The organism is Cupriavidus sp. H18C2 (genome assembly GCF_049393795.1).
Taxonomy (GTDB): domain Bacteria; phylum Pseudomonadota; class Gammaproteobacteria; order Burkholderiales; family Burkholderiaceae; genus Cupriavidus; species Cupriavidus pauculus_C.
The window spans coordinates 1,174,681-1,192,288 of sequence record NZ_CP186010.1; the positions used below are offsets into that span (position 1 = coordinate 1,174,681).

Annotated in this window: 18 protein-coding genes; 9 read left to right on the forward strand and 9 right to left on the reverse strand. The window is 67.8% G+C overall.

From position 1 onward, the window contains the following. Positions 1-195: 195 nt before the first annotated feature. Together EPAKOI_RS05550 and EPAKOI_RS05555 are read left to right on the forward strand one after the other, a co-directional pair. Positions 196-612: a hypothetical protein gene (locus EPAKOI_RS05550; protein WP_423193193.1), complete on the forward strand. Its 417-nt coding sequence runs from the start codon at positions 196-198 to the stop codon at positions 610-612. Positions 613-623: 11 nt separating this feature from the next. Beyond that, positions 624-767, forward strand: coding sequence for a hypothetical protein (locus tag EPAKOI_RS05555; RefSeq protein ID WP_423193194.1), 144 nt, complete (start codon positions 624-626; stop codon positions 765-767). A 65-nt stretch (positions 768-832) separates the two neighbouring features. On the opposite strand, the gene EPAKOI_RS05560 is transcribed toward EPAKOI_RS05555, so the two are convergent. Then, positions 833-2,035, reverse strand: coding sequence for a hypothetical protein (locus tag EPAKOI_RS05560; RefSeq protein WP_423193195.1), 1,203 nt, complete (start codon positions 2,033-2,035; stop codon positions 833-835). Positions 2,036-2,379: 344 nt separating this feature from the next. Between EPAKOI_RS05560 and EPAKOI_RS05565 the strand changes: the two genes are divergently transcribed. From EPAKOI_RS05565 to EPAKOI_RS05580, 4 genes are all read left to right on the forward strand, one after another. Further along, the gene (locus tag EPAKOI_RS05565) at positions 2,380-3,219 is read left to right on the forward strand and encodes an SIR2 family NAD-dependent protein deacylase (protein ID WP_423193196.1); all 840 of its coding nucleotides are present in this window, start codon (positions 2,380-2,382) and stop codon (positions 3,217-3,219) included. 447 nt (positions 3,220-3,666) lie between these two features. After that, on the forward strand, positions 3,667-4,146 hold the full coding sequence (locus EPAKOI_RS05570) for a hypothetical protein (RefSeq protein ID WP_423193197.1): 480 nt from the start codon (positions 3,667-3,669) through the stop codon (positions 4,144-4,146). Positions 4,147-4,156: 10 nt separating this feature from the next. Then, positions 4,157-4,627, forward strand: coding sequence for a hypothetical protein (locus EPAKOI_RS05575; protein ID WP_423193198.1), 471 nt, complete (start codon positions 4,157-4,159; stop codon positions 4,625-4,627). Continuing rightward, a complete protein-coding gene (locus EPAKOI_RS05580) occupies positions 4,624-4,932 on the forward strand; it encodes a hypothetical protein (RefSeq protein ID WP_423193199.1) in 309 nt (102 codons plus the stop codon). Before EPAKOI_RS05575 ends, EPAKOI_RS05580 begins: the two co-directional genes overlap by 4 nt. Positions 4,933-5,624: 692 nt before the next feature. Here the strand turns inward: EPAKOI_RS05580 and EPAKOI_RS05585 are convergent. The 8 genes from EPAKOI_RS05585 to EPAKOI_RS05620 all read right to left on the reverse strand — a co-directional run bounded on the left by EPAKOI_RS05585 (position 5,625) and on the right by EPAKOI_RS05620 (position 14,253). Beyond that, the gene (locus EPAKOI_RS05585; protein WP_423193200.1) at positions 5,625-6,119 is read right to left on the reverse strand and encodes a hypothetical protein; all 495 of its coding nucleotides are present in this window, start codon (positions 6,117-6,119) and stop codon (positions 5,625-5,627) included. 27 nt (positions 6,120-6,146) lie between these two features. Next, positions 6,147-6,941 (reverse strand): heme ABC transporter ATP-binding protein, encoded by a 795-nt coding sequence (locus EPAKOI_RS05590; RefSeq protein WP_313837944.1) that lies wholly within the window; start codon positions 6,939-6,941, stop codon positions 6,147-6,149. Continuing rightward, a complete protein-coding gene (locus tag EPAKOI_RS05595) occupies positions 6,941-7,930 on the reverse strand; it encodes a FecCD family ABC transporter permease (protein ID WP_423193201.1) in 990 nt (329 codons plus the stop codon). Before EPAKOI_RS05595 ends, EPAKOI_RS05590 begins: the two co-directional genes overlap by 1 nt. Next, positions 7,930-8,784, reverse strand: coding sequence for a heme/hemin ABC transporter substrate-binding protein (locus EPAKOI_RS05600; RefSeq protein WP_423193202.1), 855 nt, complete (start codon positions 8,782-8,784; stop codon positions 7,930-7,932). Before EPAKOI_RS05600 ends, EPAKOI_RS05595 begins: the two co-directional genes overlap by 1 nt. 3 nt (positions 8,785-8,787) lie before the next feature. After that, positions 8,788-9,828: a hemin-degrading factor gene (locus tag EPAKOI_RS05605; protein ID WP_423193203.1), complete on the reverse strand. Its 1,041-nt coding sequence runs from the start codon at positions 9,826-9,828 to the stop codon at positions 8,788-8,790. A gap of 21 nt (positions 9,829-9,849) precedes the next feature. Further along, the gene (locus tag EPAKOI_RS05610) at positions 9,850-11,196 is read right to left on the reverse strand and encodes an HmuY family protein (protein ID WP_423193204.1); all 1,347 of its coding nucleotides are present in this window, start codon (positions 11,194-11,196) and stop codon (positions 9,850-9,852) included. A 27-nt stretch (positions 11,197-11,223) separates the two neighbouring features. Next, positions 11,224-13,209 carry a TonB-dependent receptor plug domain-containing protein gene (locus EPAKOI_RS05615; RefSeq protein ID WP_423193205.1) on the reverse strand — a complete coding sequence of 662 codons (1,986 nt, stop codon included), beginning with the start codon at positions 13,207-13,209 and terminating at the stop codon, positions 11,224-11,226. A gap of 114 nt (positions 13,210-13,323) precedes the next feature. Beyond that, the gene (locus EPAKOI_RS05620) at positions 13,324-14,253 is read right to left on the reverse strand and encodes a LysR family transcriptional regulator (RefSeq protein ID WP_423193206.1); all 930 of its coding nucleotides are present in this window, start codon (positions 14,251-14,253) and stop codon (positions 13,324-13,326) included. Between the two features lie 153 nt (positions 14,254-14,406). On the opposite strand from EPAKOI_RS05620, the gene EPAKOI_RS05625 reads away from it, so the two are divergent. From EPAKOI_RS05625 to EPAKOI_RS05635, 3 genes are read left to right on the forward strand one after another with little or no spacing between them, the layout of a single operon-like run. Beyond that, complete coding sequence (locus EPAKOI_RS05625) at positions 14,407-15,375, forward strand: hydroxymethylglutaryl-CoA lyase (protein WP_423193207.1); 969 nt, start codon at positions 14,407-14,409, stop codon at positions 15,373-15,375. A gap of 19 nt (positions 15,376-15,394) precedes the next feature. Beyond that, on the forward strand, positions 15,395-16,537 hold the full coding sequence (locus EPAKOI_RS05630; protein WP_423193208.1) for a CaiB/BaiF CoA transferase family protein: 1,143 nt from the start codon (positions 15,395-15,397) through the stop codon (positions 16,535-16,537). A gap of 50 nt (positions 16,538-16,587) precedes the next feature. Next, positions 16,588-17,577, forward strand: a complete 990-nt coding sequence (locus tag EPAKOI_RS05635; RefSeq protein ID WP_423193209.1) for a tripartite tricarboxylate transporter substrate binding protein — start codon at positions 16,588-16,590, stop codon at positions 17,575-17,577. Positions 17,578-17,608: the final 31 nt, after the last annotated feature.

Consider the following 17,608-nt stretch of genomic DNA (forward strand, 5'->3'; position numbering starts at 1 on the left):
CCAGGGCTTGATGCAGGTTCTTTAACCGCGCACGAAATGCGCAGATTGCAGTTCATCATCGGTTGGCTGGGTCGCACCAGCGCGATGGCGTGGAAACGCGAGTACGACTCCATTCCGGGCCACTTCATTCCACAGTGAAACCAGGCCCGATCGCGGTAGCGCGTGTACTCGTCGGTGATTGTTTCGGAGATTCCCATGCCCCAACTGATTGAACATATCGACGCAATCGCCCGCAAAGTGGGGCGCGATGTCCTGTACCTGACGTTTCTGGACGACCCGGCCGGAGTCCGCGTGCAAGAGCGATGGGACGAAAATCCGTCGCGCAAGGAGGTGGTCGCCTGGCTGGACGCCAATGGGTACGAGTGGCGCCAGTGTGGCGAAATGGCCAGTGACAAATGGATGGTGGAAGGCTATCGAGGTTCAATCTATATCGCGACGCCGTTCGACAGGAACAATGGCGCCTATATAAAGCTGGAGCAATACCTGGAGCATCCGGGCGGCGCGCTGCGGTTGCCGAAGATGCGGTTCTGGGTGCTGCAGCTTTCTCTGGCCATGCGAAACGCGCACCATGACGAGCCCGGGTACTGGGAGAGGCGCGCGGAATCGTTCTAAAAGGACAGAAGATGCAGGACGAGGATGATGACTGGATCAGTCCGGAACTGGCGACGTTGATTCTGGAGCAGGAGCGGTCAGGCGAATGGTCGGAGGATATGACGCCGGAACAGTTGCTCGCCAGTCTGGAAATGCTGTCGCAAACGATCCACTAGGGAGCTATCGTCCGGGCAGGCCAGGGCCATCGTCTGGCCTGCATTGTGCTGCATTGTCTATAAGGCTAAGGGTTCGTCAGGACCAGCCCCTTGCGCTGCCTATTCTCACCAGGCCAACGCTTGACCTCAAGGCGGAATCGCCCCGTGGCGACAAGGCGCTCCACCAGCGCAGTTGTGGCTTGTCTGACATTCCGCCGGGTGCATCGCACTCGCAGCCAGTAATCCAGCGATTCGGGGCGATCGTGCTCGACGAAATTCCTGTTGAGGCCGCCGATGATCACATAGCCGCGTCCCAGTGCCCTGACCCATTGCTCGAGTTCGTCGACGTCGAAGGAACCGGGTGCGTATTCAAAACGGATGTGATTGGGAGGCAGAACAGCGTCCTGAACGTTCCAGCGCGGCGCGCCGGTGCGACCACGCCGACACCTGGCCTCACCGACAGGCAGGCAATAGCCGAGCATGAACAGCGCGCACTCGATGTTTCGCAATCCGGAGGCGCCGGCGCACCACGGCGAGCCGGATGCCACCCGCGCCCGTTCGAGTAGCCAACTTGCTTCGACGTTGACGCGGGCCCAGGCGGGGGCATCGCTGGTTAGGCAATCGAACTCGAATCCGTCTCCGCTCGGGTTGCGGTACTGTGCCGAGCGGCCAGGTGCCCAGAGGAAGGCAAGCGCCTTCGGTACAGGCCCAGCATATCCGATGTGTTTAAGGAAGCGCCGGACAAGCCAGCACAATGCGGCGCCCACCCGGCCGTCGTAAATGATGATGCCGTCGCACAGCAGCGAGAAGACCTTGGTGAAGCCCGCATTCATGCGTACTTGCTGGAAAAGCGAGTAGTCGGGCTCGGCGGATTCGAGCGCACGCTTGCCCGCCTCAAGCAGAGCCGGCAGCCGGTCTCCTTGCTGAGCGGCCCAGGCCTTGTTGGCCTGGGCCGCGGACGGGTTGAGTCCCCAGTCCATGATTTGCGCGACTGCATGGTGAACTCCGACGAGGTCGCCGCCCATCGCAGACCGCAGTTGGCGTTGGAACCCCAGCAGCTTGTCCGCGTTCGCAGCGTAGTACTCGCGCTTCCAATAGTATCGGTCGAAGAGGTCCTCGAGCGTTTGTGCCGTCCCCGTGAGTCCGAAACCGTCGCGGTACCCGCTCGGCGTGTGAGCGCTATGAAAGCGATACTCAAAGTCGATCGGCGCCTTGCCGCTGAGAATCGAGGCGAGGTAGTCAACAAACTCCGGGACGAGCGCGGTTTCGAGATAGTCTTGCTTGAGCATTGGTCAGGTGCGGTAGGTCGGTGAGGGCATGTGCTGATCTATTGCATGCGCCGGGCCGTAGGTCTTCGTGCGCACGACGAGTCGGAACGGAATAACGGCAGGCGTCTCGCATGGCTTTAGGCATGGCGCTGCCGTCAGATGAGATCGTGCGGCTTCGGATGATAACGATGGCCGCCGATCTGCGCATGAAATGCTCAGATCGGCGGCTAACATCGTGGCTTCCCCGATGCTCCGTGTTGGTAACGCGCGAGCACATCGAAGATGCGGGGAACCAGGCTTTCCGAACCCGACTAACGCCCCCGACGGTATCGGAGCCATGACCGGTAAGGGGAGAGGAATACGGAATGCCCATCGATCAGAACCAGCTCAAGCTCGCAGCCCAGTGGGTACGGACCGCACAGGCCATGATCGTGACAGCAGGGGCGGGGATGGGTGTCGATTCCGGTCTGCCAGATTTTCGGGGCGAGGAGGGGTTCTGGCGCGCCTATCCGGCGCTCCGGGCCGAGGCGATGACGTTCTACGACATCGCCTCGCCCAGTAGTTTCAAGGGGGAGCTTGCGCGCACGGCGTGGGGGTTCTACGGTCATCGTCTGGCAATGTACCGTCGCGTGAAGCCTCATGCCGGGTTTGACATACTTCGAAGCTGGGCTGATCGGATGCCGCAGGGCGCATGGGTGTTCACCAGCAATGTTGACGGGCACTTCCAGCGGGCCGGTTTCAAAGCGGAGCAGGTCCACGAGTGCCATGGCTCGATTCACCGGTTGCAATGCCTGACGCCGTGCTGTGAGGCGCTATGGCCGGCAGATGGGTTCGAGCCGGAGATCGATGAAAGCCGTTGCCGGCTCACGAACGGGCTGCCGACGTGCCCGTCGTGCGGCAGCGTTGCCCGCCCCAATACCCTGATGTTCGAAGACTACGGCTGGCTGGAAGCCTCTACCGAGGCGTCTCGCGGGCGGCTCGATGCCTGGCGCCGTCAGGTCACGGACGTGCTGGTAATTGAATTGGGAGCGGGAACGGATATTCCCACCGTTCGCCGGTTTGGCGAGCGCGTGGCAAAACGATTCATCCGGATTAATCCGCGCGAATGGAAGGTGCGAGGTGGCCTCAATTCGATGGGCATCGAAGGTGCGGCGCTGGGGGTGCTGACGGCGATCGACCGAGAGATGCAAGCCGATGCTTCCTGAGCGCCGGCCTGCGCATTGCCCGGTGCGGACATGGGCGATTCCAACGGTTTTGCTGTGGGAATGCGTGACCGTGAGGCCCACTTCTCATTCGCAAATCAAGCTGTGTTGATTTGAAAGCTGATGACCGCTTATTTTCGCCTATCGTGGCGGAGCACGAAGCAGTGCTCGAGGCCGTGCAGCTTGCCGAAAGTCCGCTCCCAATCTCTCCCATGCCGGCTTCGCCCAAAGTTCTCGAAGCCTACCATCGGATTGATTCTGTCATGACGCGACACAGCACCGCCCTCCGACGCCACCGGCTCGGCGCGCCCTGATCCCACCCCACCAATGGGTGGGGGCATTGCCTCAAGAATGGAGTGCTGGGACCGATACACTGTCATCCCGATATTTTCTCCGCCGGCGCGCACGTGGTCCTGCGCTGGCGCAACGCCAATGAAACCGAGCAAAGCCATGGCACCCGAACAAATCAGGCAAATCACCCTCAATGCGATCCGCGACCTGAAGCTGGAAATCAGCGAGGACCAGAAGATGGCCCTCGCGAACATGCTTTCGAAGGATGTGGAAAAAACGATCGCTCCGGAATCGTTGAAGAGCGCCCTCCAAGTGCGCTTCGAATACGAAAAGCACTACCTCGGGTTGCTCAAGGAACACAAGGAAGAGATCAAGTTCGCCGCGTCGCTGCAAGAGGACCTACGCAAGGAGCGGGCCAAGTTCTTTGCTGAGACGCTCCGCGAGGTTGCACAGACGCTGCGCGACGCGGACGTGGCTGGGGACGTGGCCTCGGGCTGGCTCGAGGAGTTGGTCGACAGCTACACCGCAAGCCTCAACCTCAGCAGCGGCCTAGCCGAGGACAAGGTCATCGACACGATCGGCAAGATGCGCGAGGGCACGCGCGCCGAGATGACCAAGATCGACTCGCCGCAGTCCTAACGGCCTAACGATGGATCGCGACAAGCTTCTGGTCGCGGAAGCGATCCTGCGACGCGGCCGTGAGCGCCTGGTCGAGGACTTTCTGGGCGAGCACCCGGACATTTATGCGCCAGCGTTCGCCCACCAGGATTTCCCGCAGACCATGAAGCTCTGCATCGAGCACTACATGGGTCGGTGGGTTGCCAAGCATTGGGCCACCGCGTTCGAGCTCGTCCCCGACCCGACCCCGGAGCAACGCGCATTCTTCGATCGGTTGATTCAGGAGCTCGCCCGCGCTCGCCTCCCGTGGATGGAGGATCAGGATGTGCCCTCGACGTTGCGCGATCTGATCAACGTTCACTCTGCGCAGCTCGAAGCGATCCTCGAGATCGCCAACCGCTCCTCGGAGAATGCCAAGGCACTGCAGTACGCTCTAGCGAAAGAGGACGCGCTCTATCAGCGCCTGCTCAAAAGCGAGCTGGCAAAACGGGACAAGGCATGAATCTAATAGACAAACTCTCGAAAGCGGTCGACTTCATGAAGGCCCCCTTCGAGCTGCTCGCCGACTACGCGCGCGAGCCGTTGCGCACGTGGGAGCATGATCGCACCCAAAGCCGCAGCGCCACAGAACACCGCCAGGACATGGAGCGTTCCGCCGCCGAGCACAAGCAGGAGATGGAGCGCACGGCGGCGAAGGTCAAGGCGGAGTCGGATGCTCGGATGCGCGAGAAGGAGCTGGAGACTATGCTGCCAGCGCGCCTGGCTAAGGCTCAAGCCGATCTTGAGTACTACGCCCGGTGTGCATAAGCAGCTTTCGTGATGCCGAAAGCGTGGGGATTTGAGCAAGAACGGTGATGGACGCTGGAGGGGTTCCCTCAGGGAGCGTGCATGCACGCGCCTGAGGGAAGATGTCGCCTTTATTGTGTCGAGCAATGAAGGAGACCTCAGCAGTGTGCCATGCCTTGCTACAAACGCCAGCGTTTTTTGCCCTGTTGCGCCGGATCGACGAAGACTTGATGAAGGTGGCGCGAGACAGGGGCTGCTGCCATTGCGGCTCTGTGCTGCACAGTGCCAACTATCCGCGTAAGCCGCGCGGATGCCCACCGGCAGCACACCCGGACTGCAATACGCGCCTGAGCCTGTGCTGTGCCGGATGCCGCAAACGCATGACGCCCGATTCGGTGCGCTTTCTCGGCCGGCGTGTCTGGCTGGCCATTGTCCTGGTACTGCGATCGAGCCGTGCCACTGGCGCCTGCCTGGACGGCCTGCCGGCGATCAGTTGGGCCACGCTCAAGCGCTGGCGTCAGTGGTGGACCGAGACCTTCCCCAAGACCCCCGTCGGTCGGTGGCTGCGTGGCCTCATCCCGCCAACGCCCGAGCCGGCGGCCTGCTGGCGGCGCTGGTGCTGGACCGCCGGCACTGGAGCGAGCGCGCCAGCGTCAAGGGCGCGATGAAGACGTAGCAGTCGGCTTGCCAGCCGCCAAGCCCTGCCGATTTTCCTAACCGCGCTGCATGTCCGACGGCCGCGGCTGCGGGTCTTCCACCAGCCGCTGGTACTGGTAGCGGAACGCGTTGCCGCCCACGCCCAGCAGGCGCGGCAGCGGCGTCAGGAAGTCGCGCCGGATCTCCACGGTCACGCGCCAGACCGGCGCGGCGGGGCGGGTGTTCGCCGGGGCGGCGCCAATCGTATCGAGCGACGCGAAGCGCTCCACCGCCACCGTCGGAATGTCGCCGTCGTCGAGATACTGGTGCGACGCCGCCGCCATCCGCGTGCGCAGTTGGCGGGCCACCACGGCGGTCGCCGGCGGCGCGGCGGCGTCCACGTGGAACCGCTCCAGCGCGCGATCCAGCGCCACGCGCCCGACGGCGATGGTCAGGCCGATATGGCCAAGTTCGGCGAACATCATGGCGCCGGCGACGATCACCGGCAGCGCCAGCGCGGCCGGCTTGAGCGCCCCCAGCGCGTGCAGGACGGTTGGCAGGCGGGGCGTCATGACAAGTCTCTGACGGGGGCGCCGCCGTCAGCCGAACACGACGAACGGCACGCCCGCGTGCACCGGCGACGCCATCACCGTGGCCGGCAGGCCGTAGACGTGGGCCAGGTTCGCCGCCGTCAGCACCTCGGCCGGCGTGCCACAGGCGGCCGCATGGCCGTCGGCCAGCAGCAGCAAGCGGTCGCACCAGCGCGCGGCCAGGTTCACGTCATGCAGCACGACCAGTGCGGCCAGCCCGTCGGACCGCGCGAGCGAGCGGACGCTGTCGAGCAGCCGCAACTGATGCCGGGGGTCCAGGCTAGAAATCGGCTCGTCCAGCAGCAGCGCCCGATAGCTGTCGGCTGGCTTGCACGCCAGCACCTGCACCAGCGTGCGCGCAAACTGCACGCGCTGTTGCTCGCCGCCGGACAGGCTCTGGTAGTCGCGGCGCGCCAGATGCGAGACGTCGGCCAGCGCCAGCGCGCGCGCCATCAAACCGTCCAGCCCAGGCCGATCGAGTTCCGGAAACGGGTAGCCGCCCATGGCCACCACCTCGGTCACGTCCAGATCGAAATGCAGCCCCGGCGACTGCGGCAGCACGGCGCGGGTGCGGGCCAGCGCATCGGCCCGCCAGTCCGCCAGCGGACGGCCGTTCAGCGTGAGCATGTCGGCCGGATGCCCCGGCGCGGCAATCTCGCCGGCGAGCATCCCAAGCAGCGTGCTCTTGCCGGCGCCGTTCGCGCCCAGCACGCCCAGCACTTCGCCGGGCGGCAAGCGCAGGTCGATGCCGGACAGCACCTGACGGCGTCCCCGGTGGCCCTGCAGATTCCGGGCGACCAGCATCAGCGGCCCCTCCGCGTCAGCATCCAGAGCAGGAACGGCCCGCCCACCAGGCTCGTCACGATGCCGATTGGCAGCTCGGCGGGCACCACCACCATGCGCGCCAGCCAGTCGGCCAGCGTCATGGCGATGGCGCCGCCGGCCAGCGTGTTCGGCAGCAGCCAGCGATGGTCGGCGCCAAGCGGCATGCGCACCAGATGCGGCACGACCAGCCCCACGAACGATATCGTCCCGGTCACCGCGACGATGGGGCCCACCAGCAGCGCGGTCAGCACGATCAGCCGGCGCCGCAGCCGCTTCAGGTCGAAGCCCAGGTGCTGGGCCTCGCGCTCGCCCAGCAGCAGCGCGTTCATCGCCCGCCAGTCACGCAGCAGCAGCGCGCTCAGCGCGGCCACCAGCGGCACCAGCCACGCCAGCATCGGCCACGTGGCGCCCGCCAGGCTGCCCATGTTCCAGAACGTCAGGTTGCGCAGTTGCACGTCGCTGGCCTGATAGGTAAAGAAGCCGACGATGGCCGCGCAGATAGCGTTGATGGCGATGCCGGCCAGCAGCAGGTTGGCCATGCCGGCGCGGCGCGAGCCAAGCCGGTAGGCCAGCATCGTCGCCGCCAGGCTGCCGGCGAACGCGGCCGGCGCGACGCCGGACAAGCCGTCGGCGCCAAGCACGATGGCCGCCACCGCGCCCGCCGCGCCGCCCAGCGAAATCCCGATCAGCCCCGGTTCGGCCAGCGGATTGCGAAACAGCGCCTGCATCACGGCGCCGGACAGCGCCAGCGCGGCGCCCACGGTGACGGCCAGCACGATGCGCGGCAGCCGCACTTCGATCAGCACGTTGCGCCACATCGCGTCGTCGCCCTGGGCTGCAGGCGACCACAGCAGTGGCAGCAGCCGGTCATGCGGGATCGACAGCGCGCCGCTGGCCGCCGTGCCCAGCGCGGCCAGCACGACCATCCCGCACAGCGCGGTGAAGATGGCGGGTCGATGCCGGCGCATCAGCGGCCCGCCGGCTGCGGCGCGGCCAGCCCGCCCTGCAGCAGGCGCAGGGCCTCGGGCAGGCGCGGGCCAAAGCCCAGCAGCAACAGGTCGTCCATCACGACGATGCGGCGCTGGCGCGCGGCAGGCGTGGCGTTCAGGCCGGGCTGCGCCAGGAATGCCTCGGGGCCGCCGCTCGCATTGACAGACATCGCCGTGGTCACGATCACGTCCGGCTTCAGCGCCGCGGCGGCCTCGGCCGAGAACGGCTTGAAGCCGGTCTGGTTGGCCAGCACGTTGGTGCCGCCAGCCAGCATCAGCATCGCGTGGCCCGGCGTGTCCTGGCCCATGCCCTGCATCCTGCCGGTATGGCTGCTGACGATCAGCACGCGCACCGGCTGCGCGGCCGGGCGGATGTCGCGCAGTTCGGCGTGCAGCCGGTGGACCAGCGCGCGGCCCCGCTCCGGTATCTCCAGCGCCGTGGCGGTGCCAAGGATGCGCTGGTCCAGCGCCGCCAGCGTGGACGCCGACGGCAGCGTCACGATCCGCGTGCCGAGCCTGCGGATCTGCTCCAGCGCCTGCGGCGGGCCGGCGTGGTCGGCGGCCAGCACAAGGTCCGGCTTGAGGCTGGCCAGCCCTTCGACCGATACCGACCGGTAGTAGCCAACCTTGGGCAGCTTCAGCGCCGCCGGCGGGTAGATGCTCGACGCATCGGCGCCCACCAGCGACGCCTGCGCGTCCAGCGCGTACACGATCTCGGTCACCGCGCCGCCCAGCCCGACCACACGGGCGGGCGGCGCGGCCTGGGTCAGCCCCGCCGCGCACAGCAGGGACATCAGCGCGGGGCGCAGCAGTGTCATGGTGAAGTGAAACATGGGTCAGGCGGCCAGCGCGACCGGGCACAGCGATTGCAGCAGCGCGCGCCAGGCCGGCAGTTCCGGCTGGCCCGGCTTGCGCTCGCCGAAGAACTGCACCACCAGCCCGCCGTCGGCATCGAACAGTTCCAGCGACGTCACCCAGCCGTCGACGGTCGGTTTGTTGACGATCCAGCTCGACGCCACCGCGCCGGTGTTCACGTGCAGGTTGAACGCGGGATCCAGCACGTTGAACCACGGGCCGGTGCGCACCAGCTTGTGCACCGGGCCGCTGTGGATCTGCACGATGCCCCGGTTGGCCACGAAGCACATGATCGGCAGACCCGTTTCGGCGGCCCGGCCCAGCATGGTCTCCACGGCGATGTTGTCCACTTGCTGGGCCAGGTCGTCGCCCGCCGCGCGCAGGGCGCCCAGGCGCGACACCTTGAACTGGCGCAGCATCGCAAAGAAGTCGTGCGTGTCCTGCAGCCCGCGCCAGTGGGTGCGCAGCGCGGCCGGGTCGGCCGGGGCAGCCGCCTCGGCGACGGCCGCGATCGGCTCCACCGTCACCGGCGCCAGCGCGTCCAGCGCGTGACGGTCGACGTATGCCAGCCATGCTTCGGCGTCGGTCGCGTCGGTGCGGTAGACCTTGTGCACGGCATCGCCGGCCTTGTCGAAGAACTGCAGGCTGTCGCGGCCGTTCTCGGTGACGGCGTAGAAATACCGCCAGCTACCGAAGAACAGGCGCAGGTCGATGTCCGGCCCGAGCACCAGGCCGACGGGGCCGTCGGCTTCGATGCCCTGGTACTGGCCGTGCCGCTCGTGCACGGCATGGTCGTTGCGCGACAGCGCCATGACCGGCCCCAGCGTGCCAAGGTCGCGGACCAGTTGCTGCGGCGTGCCGCCAAGCTGCCGGGCCGTCACGCCGCACCCGGCGGCCACCAGTTCGGCTTCGGTGACGCCCAGTTGCCGGGCGCGATCCCGGATGCGGAGGTTCGGTTGGGCTGCCACCAGCGCCTGGTGGCGCTGGCGCAGCGTGTCGATGTGATGCGGTTCCATGTCCATCGTGTTGGTCGACGCGCCCGATCAGGGCTGGATGTCGAAGTTGATCGTCCAGGTCTGCTGGCTGGTGTTCAGGGTCGGGTCCGCGTAGGCGATCTTGGTCAGATGGAAGCGCGCATACGTGGTGCCTTCGCCGCCGCGGATCAGGCCGCCCGCGTCGGGATTGGCGGCGATCACGTGCGCCACCGACGGCAGCCCGTTCGCGGCCGCAGCGGCGGCGGTCGGGAAGTACGTGAACCAGCCATAGTTCAGCGGGTTCGGGAAGTTACCCGTGAAGGCCGGGTTCAGCACCGAAGCCGTCGCGTCCTTGACCCAGGCCGTCGCCGTGGCCGGTACGGCCAGCGTCGCGTCGGCCAGGTCGGCCAGCGTCGCCGTCAGGTTGTTCGTGTCGGTGAACCGGGCCGCCACCGGCTTGTTCGACGCATCGTAGAAACCGGCCGGGGTGCGCCCGACAAAGCCGGCCACCGTGCCCGTGCCCGATTCGCCGCCGTTCAGCTTGACGTTGTAGCGGTTGAACGCGATGTGCCACGTGCCGGTGGCGGTGGTCACGGCGCGGTTCACGAGGTCGTAGTAGACCCAGTCGGCCGATGCATTGACCTGCGCGGTGTGGACGGTGCCCGGCGCGTTGCGGTCGACGAAGCGGAAGCTCGGATAGCCGGACGTCGTGCCGCTGGCGCCGCCGTAGTAGCCGGTGACCTGCAGGGCGAACACCGTGGCCGGCGTGGCGCCCGTGGCGTCGGCCACGGCGCTGTTGGTGGTGATGACGAAGGTGCGGAACGTCGGGTACAGCGAGTGGTCGGTGGCCGCGCCGGTCACGCCGTACTCGAACACGGCCGAGCCGATGGCGTTGGCGCTGGAGAACACGCCGCTGGCCGAATCCTTCAGGAACACGGTGGCGGGCAGGGCGCCGCTGACCGGATCGGTCGTGGCGTTCTTCCAGGCTGACAGCGCGGTCCAGGTGTGGTCGAACGGGCTGCCGAACGCGCCGCCGTTGCCGGTGCCGCTGGTGCCGCTGTTGGTCCACAGCTTGGCCGTGCGGCCGTCGGTCTCGGTCTTGACCTTCAGGTCCCAGGCGGTGCCCGTGCAGGCCGTCTCGGCCTTGGTGTTGAAGTCGTAGCACAGCGACGCACCGGCCGCCGGCAGCTTGAAGCTCCACTCGGCCGTCTGCGTGAACGCCGATGTCGATGCCGGCGGCGTGGTTGTGCCGCCGCCGGTGTTGGTGCCGCCCGTGCTGGTGCCGCCGCCGGTGGCCGGCGTGGTGGTGGTGGCGCCGTCGTCGCCGCCACCGCCGCAGGCGGCAAGGGCCAGCGCCAGCGAGGCGATGCCGAGCGCGCGCAGCGCGCGGCGGTGCAATGCGAGAGTGTCGTTCATGATGAATGCTTCCCCGATATGTTCTTGTCAGCGGGCGACGTCCACGCGGAACCGTGCGCCCAGGTAGATAAAGCGCCCCGCCACGGGCCCGAAGTCACTGGCATTCGCAAAATCGCGTTGGCGATCGAAGAGGTTGTTGACGCCGACAAAGGCCGTCACCGACTTGCCGATCTTCTGGTTCAGCACCAGGTCCAGCGTGCCCCACCCCGGCGACCGCGCGCCCGTGGCGGCATCGGTCAGCTCGCTGCTCTGGAAGCGCGCGCGGGTGGTCAGCTCGGTGGACGGGAACAGGCGCCAGTCGGCCCCCAGCCGGCCCATGTGGCGCGGCCGCCGGGTCAGCTCGGCGCCGGTGTTCAGGTCCTCGGTGTCGGTGAACGTGTAGGCGGCCGTCAGGTTCAGCGTGTTGCTGGCGCGCCAGCGCAGCGACGTCTCGGCGCCCTGCGTGCGGGCCCGCGCCACGTTGCGGTACGTGTAGACCGCAATGCCGTTGACCATCGTGAAATTGGTCATGTCGGTCTGGATGAGGTCCGTCACGCGGTTGTAGAACAGGTTGGCGTCCACCGTCACGCGGTCGCGCCAGCTCAGTTGCCCGCCAAGCTGGAAGCTGTGCGACGACTCGGGCTTCAGGTCCGGATTGCCCAGCACGATGTAGCCCAGCGAGCTGTGGTCGAACAGGTAGTGCCGCTCCTTCAGGTTGGGCACGCGATAGCCCTGGCCATAGTTGGCGCGCAGCACGCCCTTCCAGGTATCGGTGGACAGCAGGTTGGCCCGCACGCCCACCTTGGGCGCGAAGTGGCTGCCGAAGTCCGAGTCGTGCTGGCCGCGCAGGCCGGCAATTACTTCCCAGGTCTCGCTGAGCAGGATGTCGTTCTGCAGGTAGAGCTCGCCCGACTGGCGCGACGCGCTGCCGGCGCCGGCCAGCTCCGACGTGCCGTTGACCGACTGGTCGAGCGTTTCTCGATGGAAGTCGCCGCCAAACTGCCAGAGCTGGCGGTACCACGCCGGCAGGTCGAACTGCGCCGACACGTGGTCGGTCTGCTGGGCCGATTTGCGCTCGGCCGTGCGGAAGTCGTTCGAATACTCGCGCGACGTACTGTCGTAGGTCTCGTGCACGCCCGCCAGCCGCGCCCGCACGCCATTGTCAAAGCGCCACTGGCCGCCGTACGCATAGCGGTTGCGGTCGATGTCCTCGGTCTTGCGCTGCGGCACGTAGCGCGGCGGCACGTAGTACTGGTAGCGCTGCTCGTCGGTTTCGCGGTACGCGCTGGCGTCGAACCAGACGCGGCCGGCCTGGCTCGGCAGCCATTCCAGCCGTCCGGCGTACTGCTCGCGGCGGATCTTGTCGCCGCGGCGCGTCCAGCCGTCTGGCTCGACGGCAAAGCCCTTGTTGTCCAGCCCGTCGGCGCTGATGCGCGCGCGGAACTGCTCGGTCCCGCCTTCGAGCCGCACGTTGCCATGCAGCGCGCCCGGCGATCCGTCGGCGTTCTGGCCGCCGTAGCTGCCCGCATCGGCTGTCACCGCGCCGGAGAATCCCTTGTCGATCGGCCGCGTGATGACGTTGATCACGCCGCCCATCGCCGAACTGCCGTACTGGGCCGAACTGGCGCCCTTGACCACCTCCACGCGGTCCACCTCGGTCAGCAGGTACTGCGAGACATCGACCGTGGAGCCGGTGCTGGCCGAGATTGGCAGCCCGTCGATCAGCACCAGCACCTGGTCGCTGGTCATGCCCTGCAGCGTCACCTCGTAGCCGGACTTGCCGTGGATCTCGCGCAGTTGCAGCCCGGGCACGTTCTCCAACGCGTCCTTGAGCGTGCGCGCGTGGGTCCGCTCGATCTCCTGGCGGTCCACCACTTCGGTACGGACGGGCGTCTCGTCCAGCGTCTTCTCGCTGCGCGTGCCGGTCACCACCACCGTCGGCAGCGGATCGCCGGTGCCGGACGGCTGGGCCCGCAACTGCGGCGCGGCGGAAAGGAGGGTGCCGGCAACGACGGCAAGATATTTGAGGCGCATTCAGGGGCGGATCGGGTCGCGCAAGGGCCCGGGGCGATGGCAGAAGAGGACCAAATGATAATGATTCTCGTCCGCATCTTTCCTTAAGAATGCTTAATGAAGCGTGCCGGGCGTTCACGACCTCCTGGCGATGACCGGCGCGGCTGCGTGAGCGGCGGCGGCCAGGTGTTCCACCAGCAGCCGCGCCGCCGGCGACAGGCTCGACGCGGCCCGGAACACGATGGCAAAGCGGCGCTGCGCCCAGTCGTCGGTCAGCGGCACCACGCGTACGCCCAGCGATGCCTCCAGCGTGCCGACCACCTCGCGCGGCACGATGGCCAGCCCCAGGTTGGCGCGCACGCAGCGTAGCGACGCGTCGAACGACGACACCACCACGCGGTACGCCATCGGCTTGCCCAGGATCGCGGCCTGGCGCATCAGCATCGTATGGACCGCGGTCTGGCCCGGCATGCCGACGTGTTCGAAATCCAGCGTCTGCGCGAACGCGCAGCCCGGCCGGTCGGCCAGCGGATGGGACGGATGCACCACGGCCGACAGCGAATCGGTGCGGTACGGGCGGGTCTCGAAGCCTTCCAGGTCGGCGGCGTCCCAGCAGACGCCCAGCGGCGCCGACCCCTCGCGCAGCGCCCGCACCACGTCCTTGCTCAGGTTTTCCTCGATCGACACGCGGATGTCGCGGTGCGCAGGCTGGACCAGGAAGCTGGCAATGTCGTCGGGCAGCGACTCGGCCATCGACGACACCGTTGCCAGCAGCCGCACCTGGCCGCGCACGCCGGTGCCGTGGTCGCGCATGTCGCGCGCGGCGCGGTCGGTGGCGGCCAGGATGGCCCGCGCGTGCTCCAGCAGGATCTCGCCGGCCGCGGTCGGAATCACGCCGCGCCGCCGCCGCTCGAACAGCGCGGCGCCCACGGTCTGCTCCAGTTGGGCCAGCCGCTTGCTGATGGCCGACGCGACGATGTGCTCCTGCTCGCCGGCGCGCGCCATGTTCCGCGTCTCGCAGACGGCGACGAACAGGCGCAGGGAGGTGAGGTCGAGATCACGCATGGCGGGTTTGCCTCCGGAAGGGGTGCCGGCATGGTAGCGGCAGGCGCCGAGACTTTCCAGAATGGAATCGATAACGTGGCGGATTACCGCTTCAGAGCGATCCTGGCACGTCATATAGTGGCTCCATCGCTTCCGTTCCGCCCATTCCTACCCATGACATCCCATCCCCAAGCCCGGCCGGCGCCATGGCCGCGCCACGCCGTGATCCGCGAAGTCGGCCTGCGCGACGGGCTGCAGAGCCTCCAGACCATCGTGCCGACCGCGCAGAAAATCGCGTGGATCGCGGCCGCCCATGCCGCCGGCCAGCGCGAGATCGAGGTGGGCTCGTTCGTCCCGGCCCGGCTGCTGCCGCAACTGGCCGACACGGCCGAGCTGGTCGCGTTTGCCCGCACGCTGCCGGGGCTGTTCGTCTCGGTGCTGGTGCCGAACCTGCGCGGCGCCGAAAGCGCCATCGCCAGCGGTGCGGACCTGATGCTGGTGCCGCTGTCGGCCAGCCACGCCCACAGCCTGGCCAACCTGCGCAAGACGCCCGACGACGTGGTGGCCGAGGTGGCCCGCATCCGGGCCGCGCGCGACGCCGCCGGATCGAAGACGCTGATCGAAGGTGGCGTGGGCACGGCTTTCGGCTGCACGATCCAGGGCCATGTCGACGCCGACGAGGTGCTGCGGCTGATGCAGGCGCTGCTGGATGCCGGGGCCGACCGCGTCAGCCTGGCCGACACGGTCGGCTACGCCGATCCGCGCGCGGTGCGATCGTTGTTCGAGCGGGCGCTGCGGATCGGCGGCGAGCGCTTTCACTGCGGCCACTTCCACGACACGCGCGGCCTGGGCCTGGCCAACGTGCTGGCCGCGCTGGATACTGGCGTCACGCGCTTCGACGCCTGCCTGGCCGGCATCGGCGGCTGCCCGCACGCGCCCGGCGCCAGCGGCAACGTGGCGTCCGAAGACCTGGCCTACATGCTCGCCAGCATGGGCATCGACACCGGCATCGACATCGACGCGCTGCTGGCCCTGCGCCGCGAGGTGTCGCAGATGCTGCCCGGCGAGACGCTGCACGGCACGCTCTGGCGCGCCGGCCTGCCGCGGACATTCGCGCCGGCCGCCGCCCGCGCCGCCGCCTGACCCTTTCCGCGAGACCACCATGCAACAAGACAACTCCCTTCCGCTGGCCGGCATCCGCGTGGTCGAATTCACGCACATGGTCATGGGGCCGACGTGCGGCATGATCCTGGCCGACCTTGGCGCCGAAGTGATCAAGGTGGAGCCGCCCGGCGGCGACAAGACGCGCAACCTGCCCGGGCTGGGCATCGGCTTCTTCCGCGCCTTCAACCGCAACAAGAAGAGCGTGATCCTGGACATCACGACCGACGAAGGCCGCGCCGCGGCCGCCGAACTGGCCGGCCAGAGCGACGTGCTGCTGGAGAACTTCCGCCCCGGGCTGATGGAAAAACTCGGGCTCGACTACGCCACGCTGTCCAGCCGGTATCGCCACCTGATCTACGTCTCGCACAAGGGCTTCCTGCCCGGCCCGTACGAAAAGCGGCTGGCGCTGGACGAGGTGGTGCAGATGATGGGCGGGCTGTCGTACATGACCGGGCCCAGGGGCCGGCCGTTGCGCGCGGGGACGTCGGTCAACGACATCATGGGCGGCATGTTCGGCGCCATCGGCGTGCTGGCCGCGCTGCGCGAGCGCGACCGCACCGGCCAGGGGCAGGAGATCCAGAGCGCGCTGTTCGAGAACTGCGTGTTCCTGGCGTCGCAGCACATGCAGCAGTTCGCGATGACCGGCGAGGCGCCGCCGCCGATGCCGTCGCGCGTGTCGGCCTGGAGCGTCTACGACGTCTTCACGCTGGCCGACGACGCCCAGCTTTTCATCGGCGCCGTCAGCGACAAGCAGTTCGTCACGCTCTGCCACGTACTCGGCCACCCGGCGCTGCTGGAGCGACCCGAATACCGCGACAACGCCTCGCGCGTGGCGGTGCGCCCGCAACTGCTGCAGGAACTGGGCGCGATCCTTGCCACCCGCCGCGCCGACGAACTGTCGCCGCAGCTCGAAGCCGCCGGCATCCCGTATGCGCCAATCGTCCGGCCCGACCAGCTGCTCGACGACCCGCACCTGAAGGCCAGCGGCGGGCTGGTGCCGATGCAGGCCGACGACGGCTCGATGGCGCCCACCGTGCTGCTGCCGCTGCTGATGGGCGGGCGCCGTCCCGGCGTGCAGCGGCCGCTGCCAAGGCCGGGCGAGCACACCGAGGAAATCCTCGGGCGCCTGCGCGAGCGCTGACCCGCCGCCGCCGTACCGCTTCACCCCAAAAAAACATGACGGAGACAACGATGTACCCATCCCCCGCATTGCGGGCCGGCCGGCGGTCGGCTCTGAAACTGCTGCTGGCCGCGGCCACGGTATCGGTGCTGCCGCCGGCCCTGGCCCAGGGCGGCAAGCCGCTGCGACTGGTGCTGCCGATCAGCGCCGGCTCCGGCGTCGATGCCATCGTGCGCGCGGCCGGCCCCGCGCTGGGCAAGTCGCTGGGCCAGCCCGTGGTGATCGAGAACCTGCCCGGCGCCGGCGGCATCAGCGGCGCGGCCGCCGTGGTCAAGGCCGCGCCGGACGGCAACACGCTGGGCGTGGTGTCGAACAACCACGTCATCAACCCCAGCGTCTTCAAGTCGATGCCGTTCGACGCCGTCAAGGACATCACGCCGATCAGCGTGATCGGCGCCACGCAACTGGTGCTGGTGGCCAATCCAAAGCTGCCGGCGCGGTCGGTCAGGGAGATGACGGCGCTGCTCAAGTCCAGGCCGGACGGCTACAACATGGCGTCGTCGGGCAACGGCACGATCATCCACCTGGCCGGCGAACTGTTCCTGAGCGAAGCCGGCGTGCGCGCCAACCATATCCCGTACAAGGGCACCGGCCCGATGATCACCGACCTGATCGGCGGCCAGGTCGACTTTGGCGTGGTGGCGCTGAACGCCGCGCTGCCGCACATCAAGGCCGGCACGCTGCGCGCCATCGGCCTGTGCGGTGACGAGCGGTCGGCCGTGGCGCCGGACATCCCGACCATCGCCGAGCAGGGGCTGTCGCACTACGACGTGGAAGGCTGGTTCGCCGTGGTGGGCCCGGCCGGGATGAAGCCGGCCGACGTCAAGCGCCTGCACGACGCCTTTGCCACCGCGTTCGCCAGCCCCGAGGTGGTCGAGGCGCTCCGGAAGCAGGCCACCGTGGTCAAGCCCACCACGCCCGAGGCGGCCGTCCAGTTCTTCCGCAGCGAGGCCAGCCGCTACGCGGCGCTGGTCAGGAAGGCCAACGTCAAGGTCGAATAACTCACCCACAGCCGATTGCCAGGCAGCAACA

Coding starts and splice junctions, on each gene's coding strand:
- EPAKOI_RS05550 (WP_423193193.1), top strand. CDS start 196: ATGCCCCAACTGATTGAACATATCGACGCAATCGCCCGCAAAGTGGGG.
- EPAKOI_RS05555 (WP_423193194.1), top strand. CDS start 624: ATGCAGGACGAGGATGATGACTGGATCAGTCCGGAACTGGCGACGTTG.
- EPAKOI_RS05560 (WP_423193195.1), bottom strand. CDS start 2,035: ATGCTCAAGCAAGACTATCTCGAAACCGCGCTCGTCCCGGAGTTTGTT.
- EPAKOI_RS05565 (WP_423193196.1), top strand. CDS start 2,380: ATGCCCATCGATCAGAACCAGCTCAAGCTCGCAGCCCAGTGGGTACGG.
- EPAKOI_RS05570 (WP_423193197.1), top strand. CDS start 3,667: ATGGCACCCGAACAAATCAGGCAAATCACCCTCAATGCGATCCGCGAC.
- EPAKOI_RS05575 (WP_423193198.1), top strand. CDS start 4,157: ATGGATCGCGACAAGCTTCTGGTCGCGGAAGCGATCCTGCGACGCGGC.
- EPAKOI_RS05580 (WP_423193199.1), top strand. CDS start 4,624: ATGAATCTAATAGACAAACTCTCGAAAGCGGTCGACTTCATGAAGGCC.
- EPAKOI_RS05585 (WP_423193200.1), bottom strand. CDS start 6,119: ATGACGCCCCGCCTGCCAACCGTCCTGCACGCGCTGGGGGCGCTCAAG.
- EPAKOI_RS05590 (WP_313837944.1), bottom strand. CDS start 6,941: ATGCTGGTCGCCCGGAATCTGCAGGGCCACCGGGGACGCCGTCAGGTG.
- EPAKOI_RS05595 (WP_423193201.1), bottom strand. CDS start 7,930: ATGCGCCGGCATCGACCCGCCATCTTCACCGCGCTGTGCGGGATGGTC.
- EPAKOI_RS05600 (WP_423193202.1), bottom strand. CDS start 8,784: ATGTTTCACTTCACCATGACACTGCTGCGCCCCGCGCTGATGTCCCTG.
- EPAKOI_RS05605 (WP_423193203.1), bottom strand. CDS start 9,828: ATGGACATGGAACCGCATCACATCGACACGCTGCGCCAGCGCCACCAG.
- EPAKOI_RS05610 (WP_423193204.1), bottom strand. CDS start 11,196: ATGAACGACACTCTCGCATTGCACCGCCGCGCGCTGCGCGCGCTCGGC.
- EPAKOI_RS05615 (WP_423193205.1), bottom strand. CDS start 13,209: ATGCGCCTCAAATATCTTGCCGTCGTTGCCGGCACCCTCCTTTCCGCC.
- EPAKOI_RS05620 (WP_423193206.1), bottom strand. CDS start 14,253: ATGCGTGATCTCGACCTCACCTCCCTGCGCCTGTTCGTCGCCGTCTGC.
- EPAKOI_RS05625 (WP_423193207.1), top strand. CDS start 14,407: ATGACATCCCATCCCCAAGCCCGGCCGGCGCCATGGCCGCGCCACGCC.
- EPAKOI_RS05630 (WP_423193208.1), top strand. CDS start 15,395: ATGCAACAAGACAACTCCCTTCCGCTGGCCGGCATCCGCGTGGTCGAA.
- EPAKOI_RS05635 (WP_423193209.1), top strand. CDS start 16,588: ATGTACCCATCCCCCGCATTGCGGGCCGGCCGGCGGTCGGCTCTGAAA.